The organism is Candidatus Poriferisodalis sp., from assembly GCF_965219595.1.
In the GTDB taxonomy this organism is placed as follows: domain Bacteria; phylum Actinomycetota; class Acidimicrobiia; order Acidimicrobiales; family Poriferisodalaceae; genus Poriferisodalis.
The window spans coordinates 42,292-57,612 of record NZ_OZ244781.1; the positions used below are offsets into that span (position 1 = coordinate 42,292).

The 15,321-nt window shown below is 67.9% G+C and carries 16 protein-coding genes and 1 other RNA gene; 7 read left to right on the forward strand and 10 right to left on the reverse strand.

Annotation, left to right across the window (positions count from 1 at the left end; translation table 11 throughout):
* Nucleotides 1-115 precede the first annotated feature (115 nt).
* Nucleotides 116-559 carry a PGPGW domain-containing protein gene (locus tag ACOQPE_RS00095; protein ID WP_420609922.1) on the forward strand — a complete coding sequence of 148 codons (444 nt, stop codon included), beginning with the start codon at nt 116-118 and terminating at the stop codon, nt 557-559.
* A gap of 19 nt (nt 560-578) precedes the next feature.
* Here ACOQPE_RS00095 and ACOQPE_RS00100 read toward each other — a convergent pair whose 3' ends face one another.
* Nucleotides 579-2,261 carry a fumarate hydratase gene (locus ACOQPE_RS00100; RefSeq protein WP_420609923.1) on the reverse strand — a complete coding sequence of 561 codons (1,683 nt, stop codon included), beginning with the start codon at nt 2,259-2,261 and terminating at the stop codon, nt 579-581.
* Nucleotides 2,262-2,376: 115 nt separating this feature from the next.
* On the opposite strand from ACOQPE_RS00100, the gene ACOQPE_RS00105 reads away from it, so the two are divergent.
* The 3 genes from ACOQPE_RS00105 (at nt 2,377) to ACOQPE_RS00115 (ending at nt 5,435) form a co-directional block, all read left to right on the forward strand.
* Nucleotides 2,377-2,766 (forward strand): VOC family protein, encoded by a 390-nt coding sequence (locus tag ACOQPE_RS00105; protein WP_420609924.1) that lies wholly within the window; start codon nt 2,377-2,379, stop codon nt 2,764-2,766.
* Nucleotides 2,767-2,863: 97 nt separating this feature from the next.
* Nucleotides 2,864-4,240 carry a replication-associated recombination protein A gene (locus ACOQPE_RS00110; RefSeq protein WP_420609925.1) on the forward strand — a complete coding sequence of 459 codons (1,377 nt, stop codon included), beginning with the start codon at nt 2,864-2,866 and terminating at the stop codon, nt 4,238-4,240.
* 16 nt (nt 4,241-4,256) lie between these two features.
* The gene (locus ACOQPE_RS00115; RefSeq protein ID WP_420609926.1) at nt 4,257-5,435 is read left to right on the forward strand and encodes a phytanoyl-CoA dioxygenase family protein; all 1,179 of its coding nucleotides are present in this window, start codon (nt 4,257-4,259) and stop codon (nt 5,433-5,435) included.
* Here ACOQPE_RS00115 and ACOQPE_RS00120 read toward each other — a convergent pair.
* Nucleotides 5,432-6,478: an ABC transporter ATP-binding protein gene (locus ACOQPE_RS00120; protein WP_420609927.1), complete on the reverse strand. Its 1,047-nt coding sequence runs from the start codon at nt 6,476-6,478 to the stop codon at nt 5,432-5,434. The two genes, ACOQPE_RS00115 and ACOQPE_RS00120, sit on opposite strands and share 4 nt — an antisense overlap.
* 85 nt (nt 6,479-6,563) lie before the next feature.
* On the opposite strand from ACOQPE_RS00120, the gene ACOQPE_RS00125 reads away from it, so the two are divergent.
* Nucleotides 6,564-7,328 carry an SDR family NAD(P)-dependent oxidoreductase gene (locus ACOQPE_RS00125; RefSeq protein ID WP_420609928.1) on the forward strand — a complete coding sequence of 255 codons (765 nt, stop codon included), beginning with the start codon at nt 6,564-6,566 and terminating at the stop codon, nt 7,326-7,328.
* 62 nt (nt 7,329-7,390) lie between these two features.
* Here the strand turns inward: ACOQPE_RS00125 and ACOQPE_RS00130 are convergent, their stop codons facing one another.
* Nucleotides 7,391-8,293 carry a 50S ribosomal protein L11 methyltransferase gene (locus ACOQPE_RS00130; RefSeq protein WP_420609929.1) on the reverse strand — a complete coding sequence of 301 codons (903 nt, stop codon included), beginning with the start codon at nt 8,291-8,293 and terminating at the stop codon, nt 7,391-7,393.
* A gap of 115 nt (nt 8,294-8,408) precedes the next feature.
* Between ACOQPE_RS00130 and ssrA the strand changes: the two genes are divergently transcribed.
* Nucleotides 8,409-8,772: a transfer-messenger RNA gene (ssrA, locus tag ACOQPE_RS00135) on the forward strand.
* A 4-nt stretch (nt 8,773-8,776) separates the two neighbouring features.
* On the opposite strand, the gene ACOQPE_RS00140 is transcribed toward ssrA, so the two are convergent.
* The 6 genes from ACOQPE_RS00140 to ACOQPE_RS00165 form a co-directional block, all read right to left on the reverse strand.
* Complete coding sequence (locus ACOQPE_RS00140; RefSeq protein WP_420609930.1) at nt 8,777-9,559, reverse strand: SDR family oxidoreductase; 783 nt, start codon at nt 9,557-9,559, stop codon at nt 8,777-8,779.
* Between the two features lie 119 nt (nt 9,560-9,678).
* Nucleotides 9,679-10,737 (reverse strand): 4Fe-4S dicluster domain-containing protein, encoded by a 1,059-nt coding sequence (locus ACOQPE_RS00145; protein ID WP_420609931.1) that lies wholly within the window; start codon nt 10,735-10,737, stop codon nt 9,679-9,681.
* Between the two features lie 282 nt (nt 10,738-11,019).
* The gene (locus ACOQPE_RS00150; RefSeq protein ID WP_420609932.1) at nt 11,020-11,913 is read right to left on the reverse strand and encodes an alpha/beta fold hydrolase; all 894 of its coding nucleotides are present in this window, start codon (nt 11,911-11,913) and stop codon (nt 11,020-11,022) included.
* Nucleotides 11,914-11,926: 13 nt separating this feature from the next.
* Nucleotides 11,927-12,751: a hypothetical protein gene (locus tag ACOQPE_RS00155; RefSeq protein ID WP_420609933.1), complete on the reverse strand. Its 825-nt coding sequence runs from the start codon at nt 12,749-12,751 to the stop codon at nt 11,927-11,929.
* Between the two features lie 87 nt (nt 12,752-12,838).
* Entirely contained in the window at nt 12,839-13,636 is a 798-nt protein-coding gene (locus tag ACOQPE_RS00160; RefSeq protein ID WP_420609934.1) for a HugZ family protein, read from the reverse strand.
* Nucleotides 13,633-13,863: a hypothetical protein gene (locus ACOQPE_RS00165; protein WP_420609935.1), complete on the reverse strand. Its 231-nt coding sequence runs from the start codon at nt 13,861-13,863 to the stop codon at nt 13,633-13,635. Before ACOQPE_RS00165 ends, ACOQPE_RS00160 begins: the two co-directional genes overlap by 4 nt.
* Between ACOQPE_RS00165 and ACOQPE_RS00170 the strand changes: the two genes are divergently transcribed.
* The gene (locus tag ACOQPE_RS00170) at nt 13,863-14,408 is read left to right on the forward strand and encodes a nitroreductase/quinone reductase family protein (protein WP_420609936.1); all 546 of its coding nucleotides are present in this window, start codon (nt 13,863-13,865) and stop codon (nt 14,406-14,408) included. The genes ACOQPE_RS00165 and ACOQPE_RS00170 overlap by 1 nt on opposite strands.
* A 28-nt stretch (nt 14,409-14,436) precedes the next feature.
* Here the strand turns inward: ACOQPE_RS00170 and ACOQPE_RS00175 are convergent, their stop codons facing one another.
* Entirely contained in the window at nt 14,437-15,306 is an 870-nt protein-coding gene (locus ACOQPE_RS00175) for a formate/nitrite transporter family protein (RefSeq protein WP_420609937.1), read from the reverse strand.
* Nucleotides 15,307-15,321 lie beyond the last annotated feature (15 nt).

Sequence of the window (15,321 nt, forward strand, 5' to 3'; positions counted from 1 at the left end):
CGTCGGGACTCCTCGTTGCGTCGCAGGGCGCGGCGCCCGTCACAGCGATGACGTTGCGGGACGCCGACGACCCGCCACACTATTGCCGCCCCATGTCCCCCTGCCGTGCCGAACCATGAACGCATACGCCTCCGACACACCAGATTCCGGCGACGCGAGTCGCAGCGAGCGGTTCCGCGACGCCGCTATCGCCGCCGAGCTGGAGACCGGCGAACGCGAGCCGACCCGTCAGAAGGCGTGGCGCAGTTCGATTCTCCGGATGGTCCGGATGGGCTTCGGGTTCGGCGTGGTGGTGCTCGGCCTCATCATGATGCCGCTGCCCGGTCCCGGCATGCTGGTAGTGGCCGTGGGCTTGGCGATCCTGGCCCGGGACGCTGCATGGGCCGACCGGTTGCTGGGCAAGGTGCGTGAACGCCTGCCGTCGGATGCGGAGGGCAAGCTGCCCCGCTCGGCCATCGCGACGATGGTCCTGCTGGCCGCGGCGGGCATCGCAGCGTCGATCTGGTTCACGGTCGGCGACATCAACCCACTCGACATCATCCTGTTCTGGCGGAACTGAGGGCAAGGCCCTCAGTTCCTTATGTCGCGAGCGGGGGCGAAGCCCCTTCGCTCGCAGAAATCTGCACCGGCGTTGAGACTTCGCTGAAGAAGTCGTTGCCCTTGTCGTCCACCACGATGAACGCGGGGAAGTCCTCCACCTCGATCTGCCAGACGGCTTCCATTCCCAGCTCGGGGTATTCGAGCACCTCAACCTTGCGGATCGAGTCCTTGGCCAGCCGCGCTGCCGGCCCGCCGATGGAGCCCAGGTAGAAGCCGCCGTAGCGAGCGCACGCCTCGATGACTTGGCGAGACCGGTTGCCCTTGGCCAGCATGACCAGGCTGCCGCCGGCGGCCTGGAACTCCTCCACGTAGGAATCCATGCGCCCCGCAGTCGTGGGGCCGAACGAGCCAGAGGCGTAGCCCTCGGGAGTCTTGGCAGGGCCGGCGTAATAGACGGGCCGCTCACGCAGGTAGTCGGGCAGCCCGTCGCCGGCGTCGAGGCGTTCTTTGAGCTTGGCGTGGGCGATGTCGCGAGCCACGACGAGCGTGCCGGTAAGTGACAACCGGGTCTTGACAGGGTGCTGGGTGAGCTGGTTGCGGATGGCGTCCATCGGCTGATCCAGGTCGATCGGCACCACCCCGGATGACAGCTCCCGTTCCTCCGTCTCGGGCAGGAACCGGGCGGGGTCGGTCTCGAGCTGTTCGAGGAAGATGCCGTCGGCGGTGATGCGCCCGAGCGCCTGGCGGTCGGCCGAGCACGACACGGCGATGCCAACGGGGCAGCTCGCCCCGTGACGGGGCAGGCGCACTACCCGCACGTCGTGGCAGAAATACTTGCCGCCGAACTGCGCGCCGATGCCGAACTCACGGGTGAGCTCCAAGATCCGGCCTTCCCATTCGAGGTCGCGGAAGCCGTGGCCGGCCTCGCTGCCAGCGGTGGGCAGCGTGTCGAGGTACTTGGCCGACGCGTACTTGGCCACCTTCACGGCGAACTCAGCCGAGGTACCGCCGATCACCACCGCCAAGTGATACGGCGGGCAGGCGGAAGTGCCCAGCGTGCGCAGCTTCTCGTCGAGGAACCGGGTGAGGCTGTCGGGGTTGAGCAGGGCCTTGGTCTCCTGGAACAGGAAGCTCTTGTTGGCCGAGCCGCCTCCTTTGGCCATGAAGACCAGCTCGTACTCGTCGCCTGGTGAGGCGTAGATCTCGATCTGGGCGGGCAGGTTGTTGCCGGTGTTGCGCTCGGTGAACATGTCGAGCGGGGCCATCTGCGAGTAGCGCAGGTTCGAAGTGAGAAACGTGTCAGCAACTCCCTGGGAGATCGCTGCGGCGTCGTCGAAGTCGGGCTCCTCATCGGTGCCGGTGAGCACCCGCTCGCCCTTGTGGCCCCAGATGATCGCCGTGCCGGTGTCCTGGCAGCTCGGCAGCACTCCCCCGGCGGCGATGTTGGCGTTCTTGAGCAGTTCCAAGGCGACGAACCGGTCGTTGGCCGAAGCTTCGGGATCGTCCAGGATTGCAGCGATCGAGGCCAGGTGACCGGTGCGGAATAGGTGCGAGATGTCTCGCATGGCCTCGGCAGTGAGCAACCGCAGCGCTTCGGGCTCGACTTGGAGGAAGCGCCGCCCCGCGGCAGTGACGGTCGAGACATAGTCGGACGTGAGGTGCCGGTAGGTCACATCGGCGGGTCCGGTGGGAAGCAACTCCACGTGGGTGTAGGTGCTCATTGCTTCATGCTACGGACGCTTGCACGCTGGCGAGCCGACCACACCGGCACGTCGGGTTTGCGACGCGTGCGGGCGGTGTCGGCGCGATGCCGAATCTTGCGGCGAGAATGGCGCCGTGGCTGGTGTCGAGTCGATCAATGCGATCACGCTGCGGACCGCCGACATGGCGGCGTCGGTGCGGTTCTACGAGGCACTGGGCTTCCGGCTCAGCTACGGCGGCGATGACGCGCCGTTCAGCACGCTGCGCAGCGCCGAGTGCTTCGTCAACCTGATCGCCGTCGATAGCCCGGCGCAGGCCGAAACCGGCTGGGGCCGAGTGATCTTCCACGTCGACGACGTGGACGCGCTGTACCAGCAAGCGCTCGACGCGGGCCTGACGCCGCAAGCAGCTCCCCGGGACGCCCCCTGGGGCGAGCGCATGTTCCCCATCTTCGACCCCGCGGGACACGACCTGAGCTTCGCCAAGCGCATCCGCGCGTACGAGGTCGATCACCCCGAGCTGTGATCGGGGCACTCGCCGCTCGCGCCCGCACCGTGGACCAGCTTGCGACGAGCAGCCCATGCTGCACGCGCCCTGAACGGTGGCGGCGTACCGTCGAGGTGTGAGCGAGGGGCTATTCGAGGCTGCGGGCGCGGAGCGCTTGGCCCGTCAAGCTCCCCTGGCGGCGCGGCTGCGGCCCCGGACGCTCGACGAGATCGTCGGCCAAGACCATCTGCTGGCTCCCGGGCGGCCGTTGCGAGAGCTGATCGAGGCCGACCGGCTGTCGTCGGTGATCCTGTGGGGGCCTCCCGGCACCGGCAAGACGACGCTGGCTCGGGTCGTCGCCGCATCAACCGCCAAGGAGTTCTGCGAGCTGTCGGCGGTAAGCGCCACCGTCAAGGACGTGCGCGAGGTCATTGCCGACGCCCGGCTGCGGCTCGGCGAGCATGGCCGAGGCACGATCCTGTTTCTCGACGAGGTGCACCGCTTCAACAAGGCGCAGCAGGATGCGCTGCTGCCGGCGGTCGAGGACGGCCTGATCGTGCTGATCGGCGCCACCACCGAGAACCCGCACTTCGAGGTAAACCCACCGTTGCTGTCGCGCTCGACGCTATTCCGGCTGGTGCCGCTCGACGACAGCGCGCTGCGCACCCTCATCGATCGGGCGCTGCAAGCCGAGGGCGCCCAGGCCGACGCTGACGCCATCGACCACATCGCTGCCCGCAGCGGCGGCGACGGGCGCCACGCACTCACCAGCACCGAGGTCGCGGTGGCGCTCGCCATGCGCCGCCAGGAGGCAGAGGCCCTCGAAGCCATCGAGATCAGCGGAGCAGCCCACGCTGCCCCCGACACATCGACTGCAGGCACTCACGTCACGCTGGCCGATGCCGAGCACGCCGTGGATGCCAAGGCGGTCCGCTATGGCGCCGACGGCCACTACGACACGATCAGCGCGTTCATCAAATCGCTGCGGGGCTCCGATCCCGATGCGGGGCTGTACTGGCTGGCCCGCATGCTCGAGGCTGGCGAGGACCCTCGCTTCATCGCTCGCCGCATGGTCATCTTGGCCTCGGAGGACATCGGCATGGCCGACAGTTCGGCCCTGCTGGTGGCCGAAGCTGCCGCCCGGGCGGTCGAGTACGTGGGGCTGCCGGAGGCCCAGCTCAACCTGGCGCACGCTGTGGTGCGTCTCGCCACGGCGCCCAAGTCGAACCGGGTCACGGTCGCGCTCAGCCGCGCCAAATCCGATGCCCGCTCCGCCGGCGCCGGCGAGGTGCCGATTCACCTGCGAGACGCCCACTACCAAGGCGCCGCATCGCTGGGCCACGGCGAGGGCTACGTGTACCCGCATGACGACCCGAGCGGCTGGGTTCCCCAGCAGCACCGGCCCGACGAGGTAGCCGGCAACGTCTACTGGGAACCCTCTGAGCACGGCCGCGAACGCGACCTGCGCCCCGCGGCGCCCGCCGAGCAATCCAGCGAACCAGCCGCCGACTGACCACAATGGGGGCACTATGAGCGCGAATGCAGCAACGCTGGGACTCACCGAGGTACCCATCGTCGAGTACGGCGATGTCGAAGACGACATGGTCGCCTACCGGGCAGCCGGCACCGAGCGGGCGATGCAGCTCGGCAACCGCGGACCGATCCGCTTCACCGACAGCGGCGACCTGCATCCAGAGATTGCCGAGGCCTACTCGCGCTGCGGCTTCTACGTCTTCACGGGCGTGCTCGGCCCTGACGAGCTGGCCGACATCGAGGCCGACGTCATCGACCTGCTCGACCGCTGCCCCACCGGCCCCGACTCCGACGTCGACCGGCACGGCCGCCCGGCGCTCGACGCCGGCCGCACGGGCAAGGCCATCTCGTTCGTCCGCCCGCTGTCGGATCCCTACGGCGGCACCGATGTCGCCCACGGGCGCCATCCGTTCAAGATGTTCGAGCCCGCAGCCCCCGACGGCTCGCCGGAATGGGTGGCGCAGGTCATCAGCGGTTCACTGCAGTACTCCGAGGCCTGCCTGCGGGTGTACGCGCACCCCGGCCTGCTGGGCGTCGCGCAAGCGCTCAACGGCTCTGACTTCACGCCGTTCAACGAGGTGGTGTGGATCAAGCACCCGGGCCTCGGCGGCTCGGTGGCGTGGCACCAGGACGGCTGGACGCACTGGGACCATCCCGAGCTCGACGAGGGCACGCACGGCTTCAACTTCATGGCCCAGCTCTACGGCTGCGATGCCACCAACGGCCTGTGGGTGGTGCCCGGCTCGCACCGCATGGGCAAGCTGGACATCAAGGCGATGTGCCAGGCAGCAGGCTCAGACCGGCTCCCCGATGCGGTGCCGCTCATCTGCGAGCCCGGCGATGTCGCGATCACCAGCCGCCAGGCCATCCATGGCTCGTTCGCCAACACATCCGAGCGGCCGCGGGTCACCATCAACTTCGGCTTCCACCGGCGTCGCTCGGTGCTGGGCGTGCGCAGCGGTGGCGTCCACAACCCGATCTCGCTGTACGACGAGGCCTACATCGCCGAGCGCTCCCGGGTGATCGGCTGGGCGATCGACGCCCGTGCCAAGCGTTTCGGTGCCGAGACGCCGTTCGTGTACCAGCCCAACGTGGGCCGCGAGCACGAGTTCGTCTGGGACGACGACGCTCGCGAGGCCATCAAGGACTACAACCTCAAAGACCTCGGCATCTAGGTCTCGAGGGCGAGCACGGCGCTTGGGCCGATGTGCAGCTTCACGTTGGCGCCCACTGCGGGGCCGTGGGGAGTTATGGAGTCCAGAGTGGTGGCGACCCCGCCGATGTCTGCTTCCAGTCGCAGCTCGTAGCGGTCGCCTCGGAAGCGACGCCGGACCACCGTGGCCGGCAGCTGCGCCGTCACAGCGTCTGCGACGTCCGCGCTGGCGCCGTCGTCAACCTCCACCTCGATGCGGTCGGCCCGCAGCACGAAGCTGTCCGAGCGACCGGCTGCCTGAGCCAGCTCCGGCGGCACTTCGGAGTCGAACACGTTCGTGTGACCCAAGAATCGGGCCACCTGGGCGGTTCTAGGATCGGTCCACACCTCTTCGGGCGTGCCGATCCGCAATATGCGGCCCGACGCCATCACCGCAATGCGGTCGGCCAGGGCAAATGCCTCGTGATGGTCGTGGGTGACGTGCACGGCGGTGACACCGACCTGGTCGAGTACGGGCCGCAGTTCGTTGATGAGCCGTTCGCGCAGCAGCCGGTCGAGCGAACCGAACGGCTCGTCGAGCAACAGCACTCTGGGTTCGGGGGCGAGCGCCCGTGCCAGCGAGACCCGCTGCGCCTCGCCACCCGACAGCGTGGCCACATCGCGGCCCTCGAAGCCCGCCAGGCCCACCAGCGCGAGTACTTCGGCCACTCGCCGGCGCCGTTCCGCAAAGGGCACCCTGGCCATACGCAGCCCGAATGCCACGTTGCCCTCGACGTCGAAGTGCGGGAACAGCACCTCGTCTTGGAACATCAGGCCGATGCCGCGCTGGTCGGGGCGCTGGCCGGTCAGGTCGCGCCCGTCGAGCTCGATCTGGCCGGCGTCCAGTGGCTGCAGCCCCGAGGCGGCTCGCAGCAGCGTGGTCTTGCCACAGCCCGACGGCCCCAGCAGCACCACCATCTCGCCGTCGCCGACCGCGAGGTCCACCCCGTCGAGCGCCCTGAAGCCGTCGAATCGGACGTGAGCAACCGTGATCCGCAGCGTCCCGCCGCCTCGCCCGTCTGCCATGGGCAAGACGCTACGCACTCCCCGACGCCTGCCTGAACAGGTTTCTTGACGCAAACTGATGATTCACGAAGGGAAGGTCTGGGGAATGACGGAGAGGTTGAGCGGACGGACGGCGTTGGTGACGGGGGCAAGCCGGGGTATCGGCGAGCATTGCGCCCGGGCCTTGGCCCGGGACGGTGCACGGGTGGCGCTGGCGGCGAGAACCACCGACGATCTTGACCGGATCGCGGCCGAGCTGCCGCACGACCCGGTGGTGATCGAGAGTGACTTGAGCGCGGAGGGCGCCGGGGCCGATCTGGCCGCCGCCGCTATTGATGCTCTCGGCGGGGTCGACATCTTGGTGAACAACGCCGGCCGAGGCGAGCTGCGAGAACCCGGAGGCGATCAGGCAGTGCTGCAGCTCAACTACCTGGCGCCGCTGGAGACCACTCGGGCACTGGCCCGCCAGATGGGTGAGCGAGGTCACGGCTCGGTGGTCCACATGTCCTCGATCGCCGGCTCGGTCGGCGTCAGCGAGCTGGCCACCTATGGGGCAACCAAGGCTGCTTTGGACTCGCTCACCCGCTCGCAGGCAGCCACATATGGCCGCTTCGGCATCCGTGTGAACGCCGTGGCGCCTGGTCTGATCATCACTGAGATGTGGGCGGCAGGCCGCGAGATCCCCGGTCTCGCCGACGGCCTCGAGCGCCATATCGCGCTCGGCCGCTGGGGCGTGCCCGAAGAGATCGCCGACGTGGTCGCCTTCCTCGCCAGCGACGAAGCCCGTTACGTCACCGGCCAAACCATCACCGTCGACGGCGGCTACCAAGGCGTCACCGCCTGGGCCAACTACCCCGCCCCCAGCTCGTAGCAATCAGCACCAGGCTCTGCTGCGAGTCTGTGCGGCAGCTTCAGGGAAGCACTCGAGAAGCCCTACGACCTTCGCCCGGACAACGAGACCCAGTCATCAAGCCGGACGGGATCGGCCAGCTCGATGCCGTAGCGGCGGTAGGCGGCAGCAACCGACGAAGTCTGGGCTGCGGAGATGCCGCCGATGGCAAGCCAGCCTCCAGGTGCGACTCGCTCGGCGATGTCGCCGGCTAGCGGCATCAGCACACCAGCAGTGATGTTGGCAACGACCACGTCGTATGTGCCGAGTTCGGCGCCGCCGACAGGGACTACGCCGAAGCTGGCCACGGCGTCGAGTCCGTTGCGCTGGGCATTGGCCTCGGCCGTCGCGATCGCTGCCGGTTCGATGTCGATACCCACCACTTCGGCAGCACCCAGCCTGGCCGCTACCAGCGCCAGCACCCCGCTGCCGCACCCCACGTCAAGCACCCGCTCGCCGCCGCTGATGTGCTCCGCGAGCCACTCAGCGAGGAGCCGGGTAGATGGATGAGTACCGGCTCCGAATGCCTCGCCAGGGTCGACCTCGACCACCGCCGCAGCGTCAGCGTCCGCCCACGGGAAGCAAACGGCCAGCTTCCCGCCCACCGGCACCGCACGGTTGCGGTTTCGCCACCCCACGGCGTGCGTCTCGTCAGGCGGCCCCAGCACAGCGGCGTGACCGTCGGCGCGCAGCTGTGCCACCACTTCTCGGGCGGCGCGGTCGTCGGTAACCCGAACCCGACTCACCCACCGACCCCGCCCGAGCCATTCGTGCGTCACCGTCAGCGCCGCTGTATCCAGCCGTTCCGGCAGCGGGGGTCTGAGCAGCCCGCCATCTGGCGCTTCACCGCCACCCATCCCCAGCGGAGCATCGTCGGCGAGCACGACACACGCACCGCCGTGGCGCTCGTCACCCCACAGCGCAGCCGGCGGCTGCGGATCGCTCACCCCAGCATTCTCGCCATCAGACCGTCATGACGCCGCGTTCGGCCCGTCACAGCCCATCGCTAGGGTGGTAGCCCGCCGAGCGGGGCCCGCACAGCGTGGGTTCCGCGAACCACCTGGGGGTGATCGGTTTCGACTTTGACGGTTGAAGTGAGAGAAGCGAGCCGTGGTCTCCGGATCCACGAAAAAGAGCCGGAAACAAATACAAACGCCAACGTCGATCAAGACGATCTGGTGCTCGCAGCCTGATCTCAGGTTGTGAGTTCGGCCCGGTAGCCCCAGTCCTGCGGGCGCCGGTGCCATCATCTGCAGGGCTCGCCCGCCGCCCGTGCCGACGGGGCGCCGGGGACACGCACAGACGGCTACGGCGACTGGCAGGGTGTCGCTGCCCGCCATCGCCCGACAATCCCCCAGCGACTGCGCTCGGAGAAGACTCACCGAAACGTTGAAGGACGCGGGTTCGATTCCCGCCACCTCCACGCCGGGTCAGCGCGAAGTGGAATTGACGCGGGTGGGCCAAGCGTCGGGGTTGAGGGCGGCGTCACTGCCGCCGTCCATGTACACGACCGATCCGCAGAAGAAGCCCGCTTCGGGCGACAGCAGGAATGCGAGCAGGTTCGCCACTTCTTCGGGGCGTCCTGCCCGTTCCTGCGGGATGGGATACAAATCGCCGAGTGACAGGACGACGTCGATCATGTCGGCCGTCATGGGTGTGTCGATGAGCCCGGGGGCCACTGCGTTCAGGCGGATTCGGGAACCGGCCCAATCCGGGCCGACGGCGGTGCGCCGAGCCCATCGAGCTAGGGCGAGCTTGCTGGCGGCATAGGCCACGATGGGGTCACCGCCCGCCAGCGCACGAGCCTCGGCTTCGTCGCCGCCCAAGCAGGCATCCACCAGATCCTCAGGCAGGTCGGGCATGGCGGTGCTGGAGTTGGAGCTGACGGCCACTGCTGAGGGATCAGCGCCGTTGGCGAGCAACGGTCTCAGGCCCGCGATCGTGGCCACCGCCCCGAAGTAGTTGATCGACACGACCTGAGCCGGGTCGGGTCCGGTGATTCCTGCACCGGCCACGAGACCGTCGATCCGCCCGCCGCTGGCGGCGGCAACCGCATCGATCATCGCAGCGCGACCCTCGGCCGTGGACAGGTCGGCGATGATCTCGGCATCCCGGAGATCCACCCCGATCACCTCGTGGCCGTCGCGCGCAAGCCGCTCCCGGGTCGCTTGGCCGATCCCGCCGGCAGACCCGGTGATGACGATCTTTCTCATCCGGGTTTTCTAGCGGGAATCGAACCAGGACCGAGGGCGCGACTGCGCTTGGAGAAGACTCACCGAAACGTCGAAGGACGCGGGGAGGCAGCTTGGGGTGATGCGATGAGCGCCTGAGATCAGTTGGTTTGCGTTGAGGGCTCGTCCGCTTGGTCTCGTGCGAGCTTGCGGCGCATGTAGTCGGCGAGCCGCGGGGCGGCGCCGGGTGTGGACCACGGGCACACGGCGATGCAGATACCGCACCCGTAGCTGACGGCAAAGTACGGCAGGCATCGGTCGAAATCGACCGCCCATTTCTCGGTTCCTCGTACCAGGCGCTTGTCGGGGGCGATGGCGTCGGGAGGGCAGGCATCGGTGCAGACGCGACAGCCGCTGCAGAATTCGTCGACACCGAAGGTGTCCGGAGGGGTCGCAACGAGCGGCGCGTCGGTCAGCACCAGCGCTAGCCGGAACGAGGACCCGAGTTCGCTGTTGATGATCGAGCCGTGTTTGCCGAGCTCTCCGAGCCCGGCGGCGATCGCAGCGGGGACCATCTGCATGGGTCCCGCGCCGGGGCCGCCATGGCCGACCGCTTCGAATCCTCGGCTGCGGATCCAGTCGGCCAGCGTCCTCGCCGCAGCGGTTCCCCGGTTGTATTGACGGTGGACCTCCATGGCCGACGTGTACTCGGGCGCGGTGGCCAACTCGCCGTGGTCCATCGCGACGGCCAGCAGGATCGCCCAAGGGAGGTCAGACTCGCGGCCCTCGAAGAACCATTCGCGCCGGGCGGCCACGACCGCCACCAGTTCGACGCTGTGGCCCTGCTCGCTCGTCGCAAACTCGGTGATCTCGCCGAGCCATTCCGCCGGCGTGCGATCGATCCTGCGCGGATCGACCGGTGCGGGCTCGTGGCGGTCATCGGTGCGCAGCACTGTGCGCAGTTGAGGATGTGCCAGGAACTCCTCGGTCATGCGCACCTGGACCGGGCCGTGGGCGATCGTGGCGGGATGAGCCCACATGACCAGTGTCGGCTGCCGAGCCTCAGACGAACCCCAGCCGTTCAGCTCGTTGCCCGACACCTCGCCCATCAACTCGACGATCTCGTCCGGGGCCTCCCAGACCGGTGTCCGACGCTCCATCCGCCGCAGTCGCTGCGGCCTCGCTGGCCGGCCCGACCGGCCCTCTTCTTCAGCAGTCACCGTCCCGCTCCCCGAGCGTCCGAGCCGTCCCGATGCCGCCTCCCGTCGCTGGTGCAGATGGCCTCTGCCGCATCCTGCCCATCGCGCTGCTCATCACCACGCCCCGACTACGTCACCGACGAACAGCCAGCAGCTCACGGCTACGGTCACTATCAGCAGCGTCCACTCTGCCGCTTGCTGCCAGCGGCTCTGCCCGTTCATCGTGCGGCTCGGCAGGGAGCGTTTTCTTGGCGGGTCATGGTGCTGCGTTCGGTTCCGATCAGTTCGGGCACGAGCGACGGCTCAGCTCGCGGGTCGGGCACCGCCGAGGGAGGAATGGGCGGGATCGGCGCGTGGGTCGCGGCGGGTCCACTGACCGGCTTCGACTGCGCTGAAGAAGTCCGCCGCCATCTGGTTGAAGGCAGCGGGCTCCTCCAGGTTGATGCCGTGGCCGGTACGCGGCGCGATCCACAGGCCGGCCCGGGGCAGCACTCGCTTGAGGAAGATGTTCGTCTCGATGACGGGGTCGTCCTCGTCGCCGACGGCCAGCAGCACGGGAACGTCGAGCTGGCGCAGTTCCGCCTCGAAGTCGTACAGCGACGGGCGCCCGGCCTGGAAGTTGCGCATGGTCAGCCCGGAGCCCACGGCCGAGTGCTCCGACAGGTACTGCTTGAACTCCTCCCAGCCCCTGGGGTCCTTGTTCTGAAGCTGAACACGGGTTGCGCCGACCGCCAGCCGCTCGGCGGCGACCTCCATCCCCTCGTGCATCATCGCCTCGGCAGCCGCACGGACCTCGGCCAGGAACGCCTCGCGCGTGTCACCGAACGCACCGGACCCGCCGCTGGCAAACAGCAACGACGCGACCCGTTCCGGATATCGAAGGGCGAACATCAGCCCCGTGTAGGCACCCATGCTGAGACCCACGACGTGAGCACGCTCGATGCCGAGACTGTCGAGGACAGTCCGCAAGTCCTCCCGCTCCCGCTCGAACGTGTAGTCGGCATCGCTGTCGGGCACGTCCGAGGGCGGATAGCCGCGGGCGTTGTAGGCGATGCATCGATGGCTCCGGCTGAATCGCCGGATCTGTCCTTCCCACGTGCGGTAGTCGGCGGCGAACTCGTGCAGCCACACGATGGGATGCCCATCGCCGGCTTCCTCCGCGTACAGCTCGACCCCGTCTCCCTGAATCATCGGCATGACGTCGAGCGGCTCAGACGCGGGCTTCTGCGGCGTATGCCTTGTTGTACCGCTCCCGGCAGATGTAGAACTCGTCGGCGCTCTGGAAGGCCTCGTGGGCGATCAACAGGTCCAGATTGCGCCGCACGAGACGATCGGGCGCCACTCGGGTCGCCAGCACTTGGATCGCCCCGTAGCCGACAGGCCCGGTGCCCTCCGCGGTGTTCCGGCCGTGCGTCACGCCGAGCAAGTACTCGATCTCGTCGAGCATCGCATCGAACAGTGTGTCCTCGGTGGTCCTGGGAATGAACTCGTCGGTCATCGAGCGCAGCGTCATCCACAGCCGGAGCGATGCCTGGATCGGCGCTTCATCTGGCTTCTTCAGCCGGTCGCAGTTGACCAGGTAGGTGACTCGCCCGACCCTGCCGTCCTCCTCGGCTCGCACCGTCCCGATGATCCTCGCGAGCGGATCGATCCGATCGGCGGCAGCGGCGCCGAAGGCCACGGCGTAGATCGCCAGCAGCGTGACGTGGTGCTGCAGATTGATGGCGGGCCCGCCATCTGAGCTCGTGTACGGGATCCGGTTGGCCAGCAGGCGCACGGCGTGTGCCCAGGCCTTGTCGTGATCGGCGCTGTTGGAGAAGTACGCGCCGGTGACGAGCATGCCGATCAGGTCGGCGGAGGCCTGCTCGTAGGCCCGCAGGCACTCGTCATAGCCCTCGCAGTCGGCGCTGCGGAGGGCGTCGACGGTTCGCAGCGTCTCGTCGCTGACGAAGTCGTGGAGCTCGATGCGGCACGCCGGATCGGCCAGGAGTTCTTTGAGTTCGGCCACAGTGGCCGTTTCGGGCTGTGACGTCACGCGGCCAACAGTACTGCGCGCACTTCTACGTTCATTGCGCGGCGTTCATAGTTGTCCCGCAACCCAAGCTGCTGGCTGTGCGATCGATCAGGACTGCTGCAGCTGGGCGCGCGCCACCTTGAGCAGATCGATCACTGCGGCTTGAGCGGCGTCAGCGTCCGGAAGCGGAGCAGGAAACGCGACGCGAGCCATCCGTGGTCCGGCTGGGGTGGCGGCGCGCAGTGTGAGCCCGTACCGGTCGATCCCCACCATGGCCGCCTCGGTGGCGTCAGCCAAGCCGGCCTGCACCTGCGCATACAGCAAGTTGGCGTCAGCGTGGTCGTCGTTCATGTGCTCGATGATGCCGGCGGCGGCCTCCCACAACGGGTCCACGCCCGAGCCGCGGTATCCATCAGCACTCACCCAGCTCATGTGGCCGAAACCGCCCACGTAGCGGCCCTGTGTGACATCGAGGCGCCAGAACGAGAAGTCGGTGAAGTCCGCGTAGTAGGCCGCGTAGGGGTGGGCCCCCAGGTAACGGTCGCGCAGGGCGCCGGGGTCGTCAAGCACCTCCAAGCGGCCGACCAGCGTCAGGCGAGCTCGGCCCAGAGGGTCGCCGTCGCCGGCACCGTCAACGATCAGCATGCTCGCCCGGTTGTCACCTCGGGCGTTGACGGTGTGCTCGGCCATTTCCGAGATGAGGATGACCGGAGCACCGGCGTCGTCAGCGGCGTAGGAGACGACGCTGCCGTAAGGAAATCCGTCCGCAGTCAGCGTCGAGAGGCTGGCGATCTTGGTGGCCGCTACCAGCGTGCGTGACAATTCCGCATCAGTGGGAAACGACGAGGGGTCTCCAGCGATCGGAGGTCCAGCCTCGCCGCCGCCGTGGGATGTAGGGCGGGTCATGACGTTCGGTTTCTCTGTCGACTCTGAGTCACTGCTGCGAGTCCGGTGAAGATTGGCACGACGAGCAGGAAGATACCGATCGAGAGGATGGCGAGCGCGCTCGCGACCAGCAACAACAACGTCGACAGCAGCAGTGCGCTCACGCGTTGTTCCGCAAAGACGAATGCTGCCGCAATCGCCAAGATGCCTCCGAGGAGGCACCCGTAGAAGATGACTGTCAGGAGCATTGCCGATCGAGCCTCATCATGTCCTCGAAGGACGCGGACTCAGCGTATGGCGCGCCCCTACCTCAGGGCTGCGGATCGGCGAAAATGTGTGTGTGGCAGTGAACGTGTGGTCCGATTTCACCTTCAAGCTGGCGAACTGGGCGAACCGCACGGCGATTCGTTGCAGCGGCGGCCGCATCGGCTGGATCCACAAGGGCACACCAATCATCGAGGTGACCATGACGGGCCGGCGCAGCGGCGAGCCCCGCACCACGCTGCTGTCCGCAGTCGCCGAGCGGGACGGCGCATTCGTCGTCATCGGCTCACGCGGGGGCGACTCGAAGCACCCCGCGTGGTTCCTGAACATGCGCGACAACCCGTCAGTCACGGTTCGCAACCGCAACGGCACTCGCCAGATGACCGCCCGCCTCACCGAAGGGGACGAGCGCGCCGAGCTGTGGGAGCAAGTGACCGCCAAGGACGACCATTACCTCCGGTTCCAGGCGAGGACAGACCGGCAGTTCCCTATCGTCATGCTCGAGCCCGCCGAGGCGGGGGGCAGCTGAGCGCACCCGAGCCGAGATCGGCGAAGGGTCAGCCGACGGTCGGGATTCTCCGCAGGTGCACGAACCAGTTGGCCAGCGACACGGCGATGCCGCCGACCACATTGCCCAGTGTCACGATCGCCAGGAAGCCGGCGAACCACGCCCCGTTCAGGCCGTCGAGCTGAGCGGTCGAGAGCCCTGCTGCCGCAGCCACCTCGGACTGACCAGAGACCAGCATGCCGATCGGCACGAAGTACATGTCGGCCACGCTGTGCTCAAAGCCGCCGGCCACGAAGGCCGAGATCGGCAGCACCACGGCGACCAGCTTGTCGATGAGCGAGCGGCCCGCCGTGGCCAGCCACAGCGCCAGGCACACGAACACGTTCGCGAGAATCCCCCGGGCGAACACCGTGCCGAGCCCGAGATCGACCTTGGCATGCGCGTTCGTGAGCGCCGCGGCACCGAACGAATAATCAGCAATCTCCCACCAGCGCGACCAGAACACCACCAGCACCACGGCCAAGGCGCCGATGAAGTTGCCCAGGTACACCGAGATCCAGTTCCGGATGAGCTGGCGGACGGTGATCTGGTGATCCAGCAGCCCGATCACCATGAGGTTGTTGCCGGTGAACAGCTCTGCGCCGGTGATCACCACCAGGAACAGCCCCGTCGACAGCCCGATACCCATCAGGAGCCGGGTGGGGCCGAGGCCGAGGTTCGACGACGCCGCGATGGTGTTGGTCAGCATGGCGCCGAGCGCAACAAACACGCCCGCCATCGCGGCCAGCACCGACATCGATCCGAAGCTCAGCGCTGCGCGGCGTATGGCCAGGTGCGACACCTGCGTAGCGATGTCTGACGGCGTCAACGGCACGACCGGATTGCCGGTCGGCACACGAGGTCCGCTCGGACCAGACATCAATGAGGACGCTAG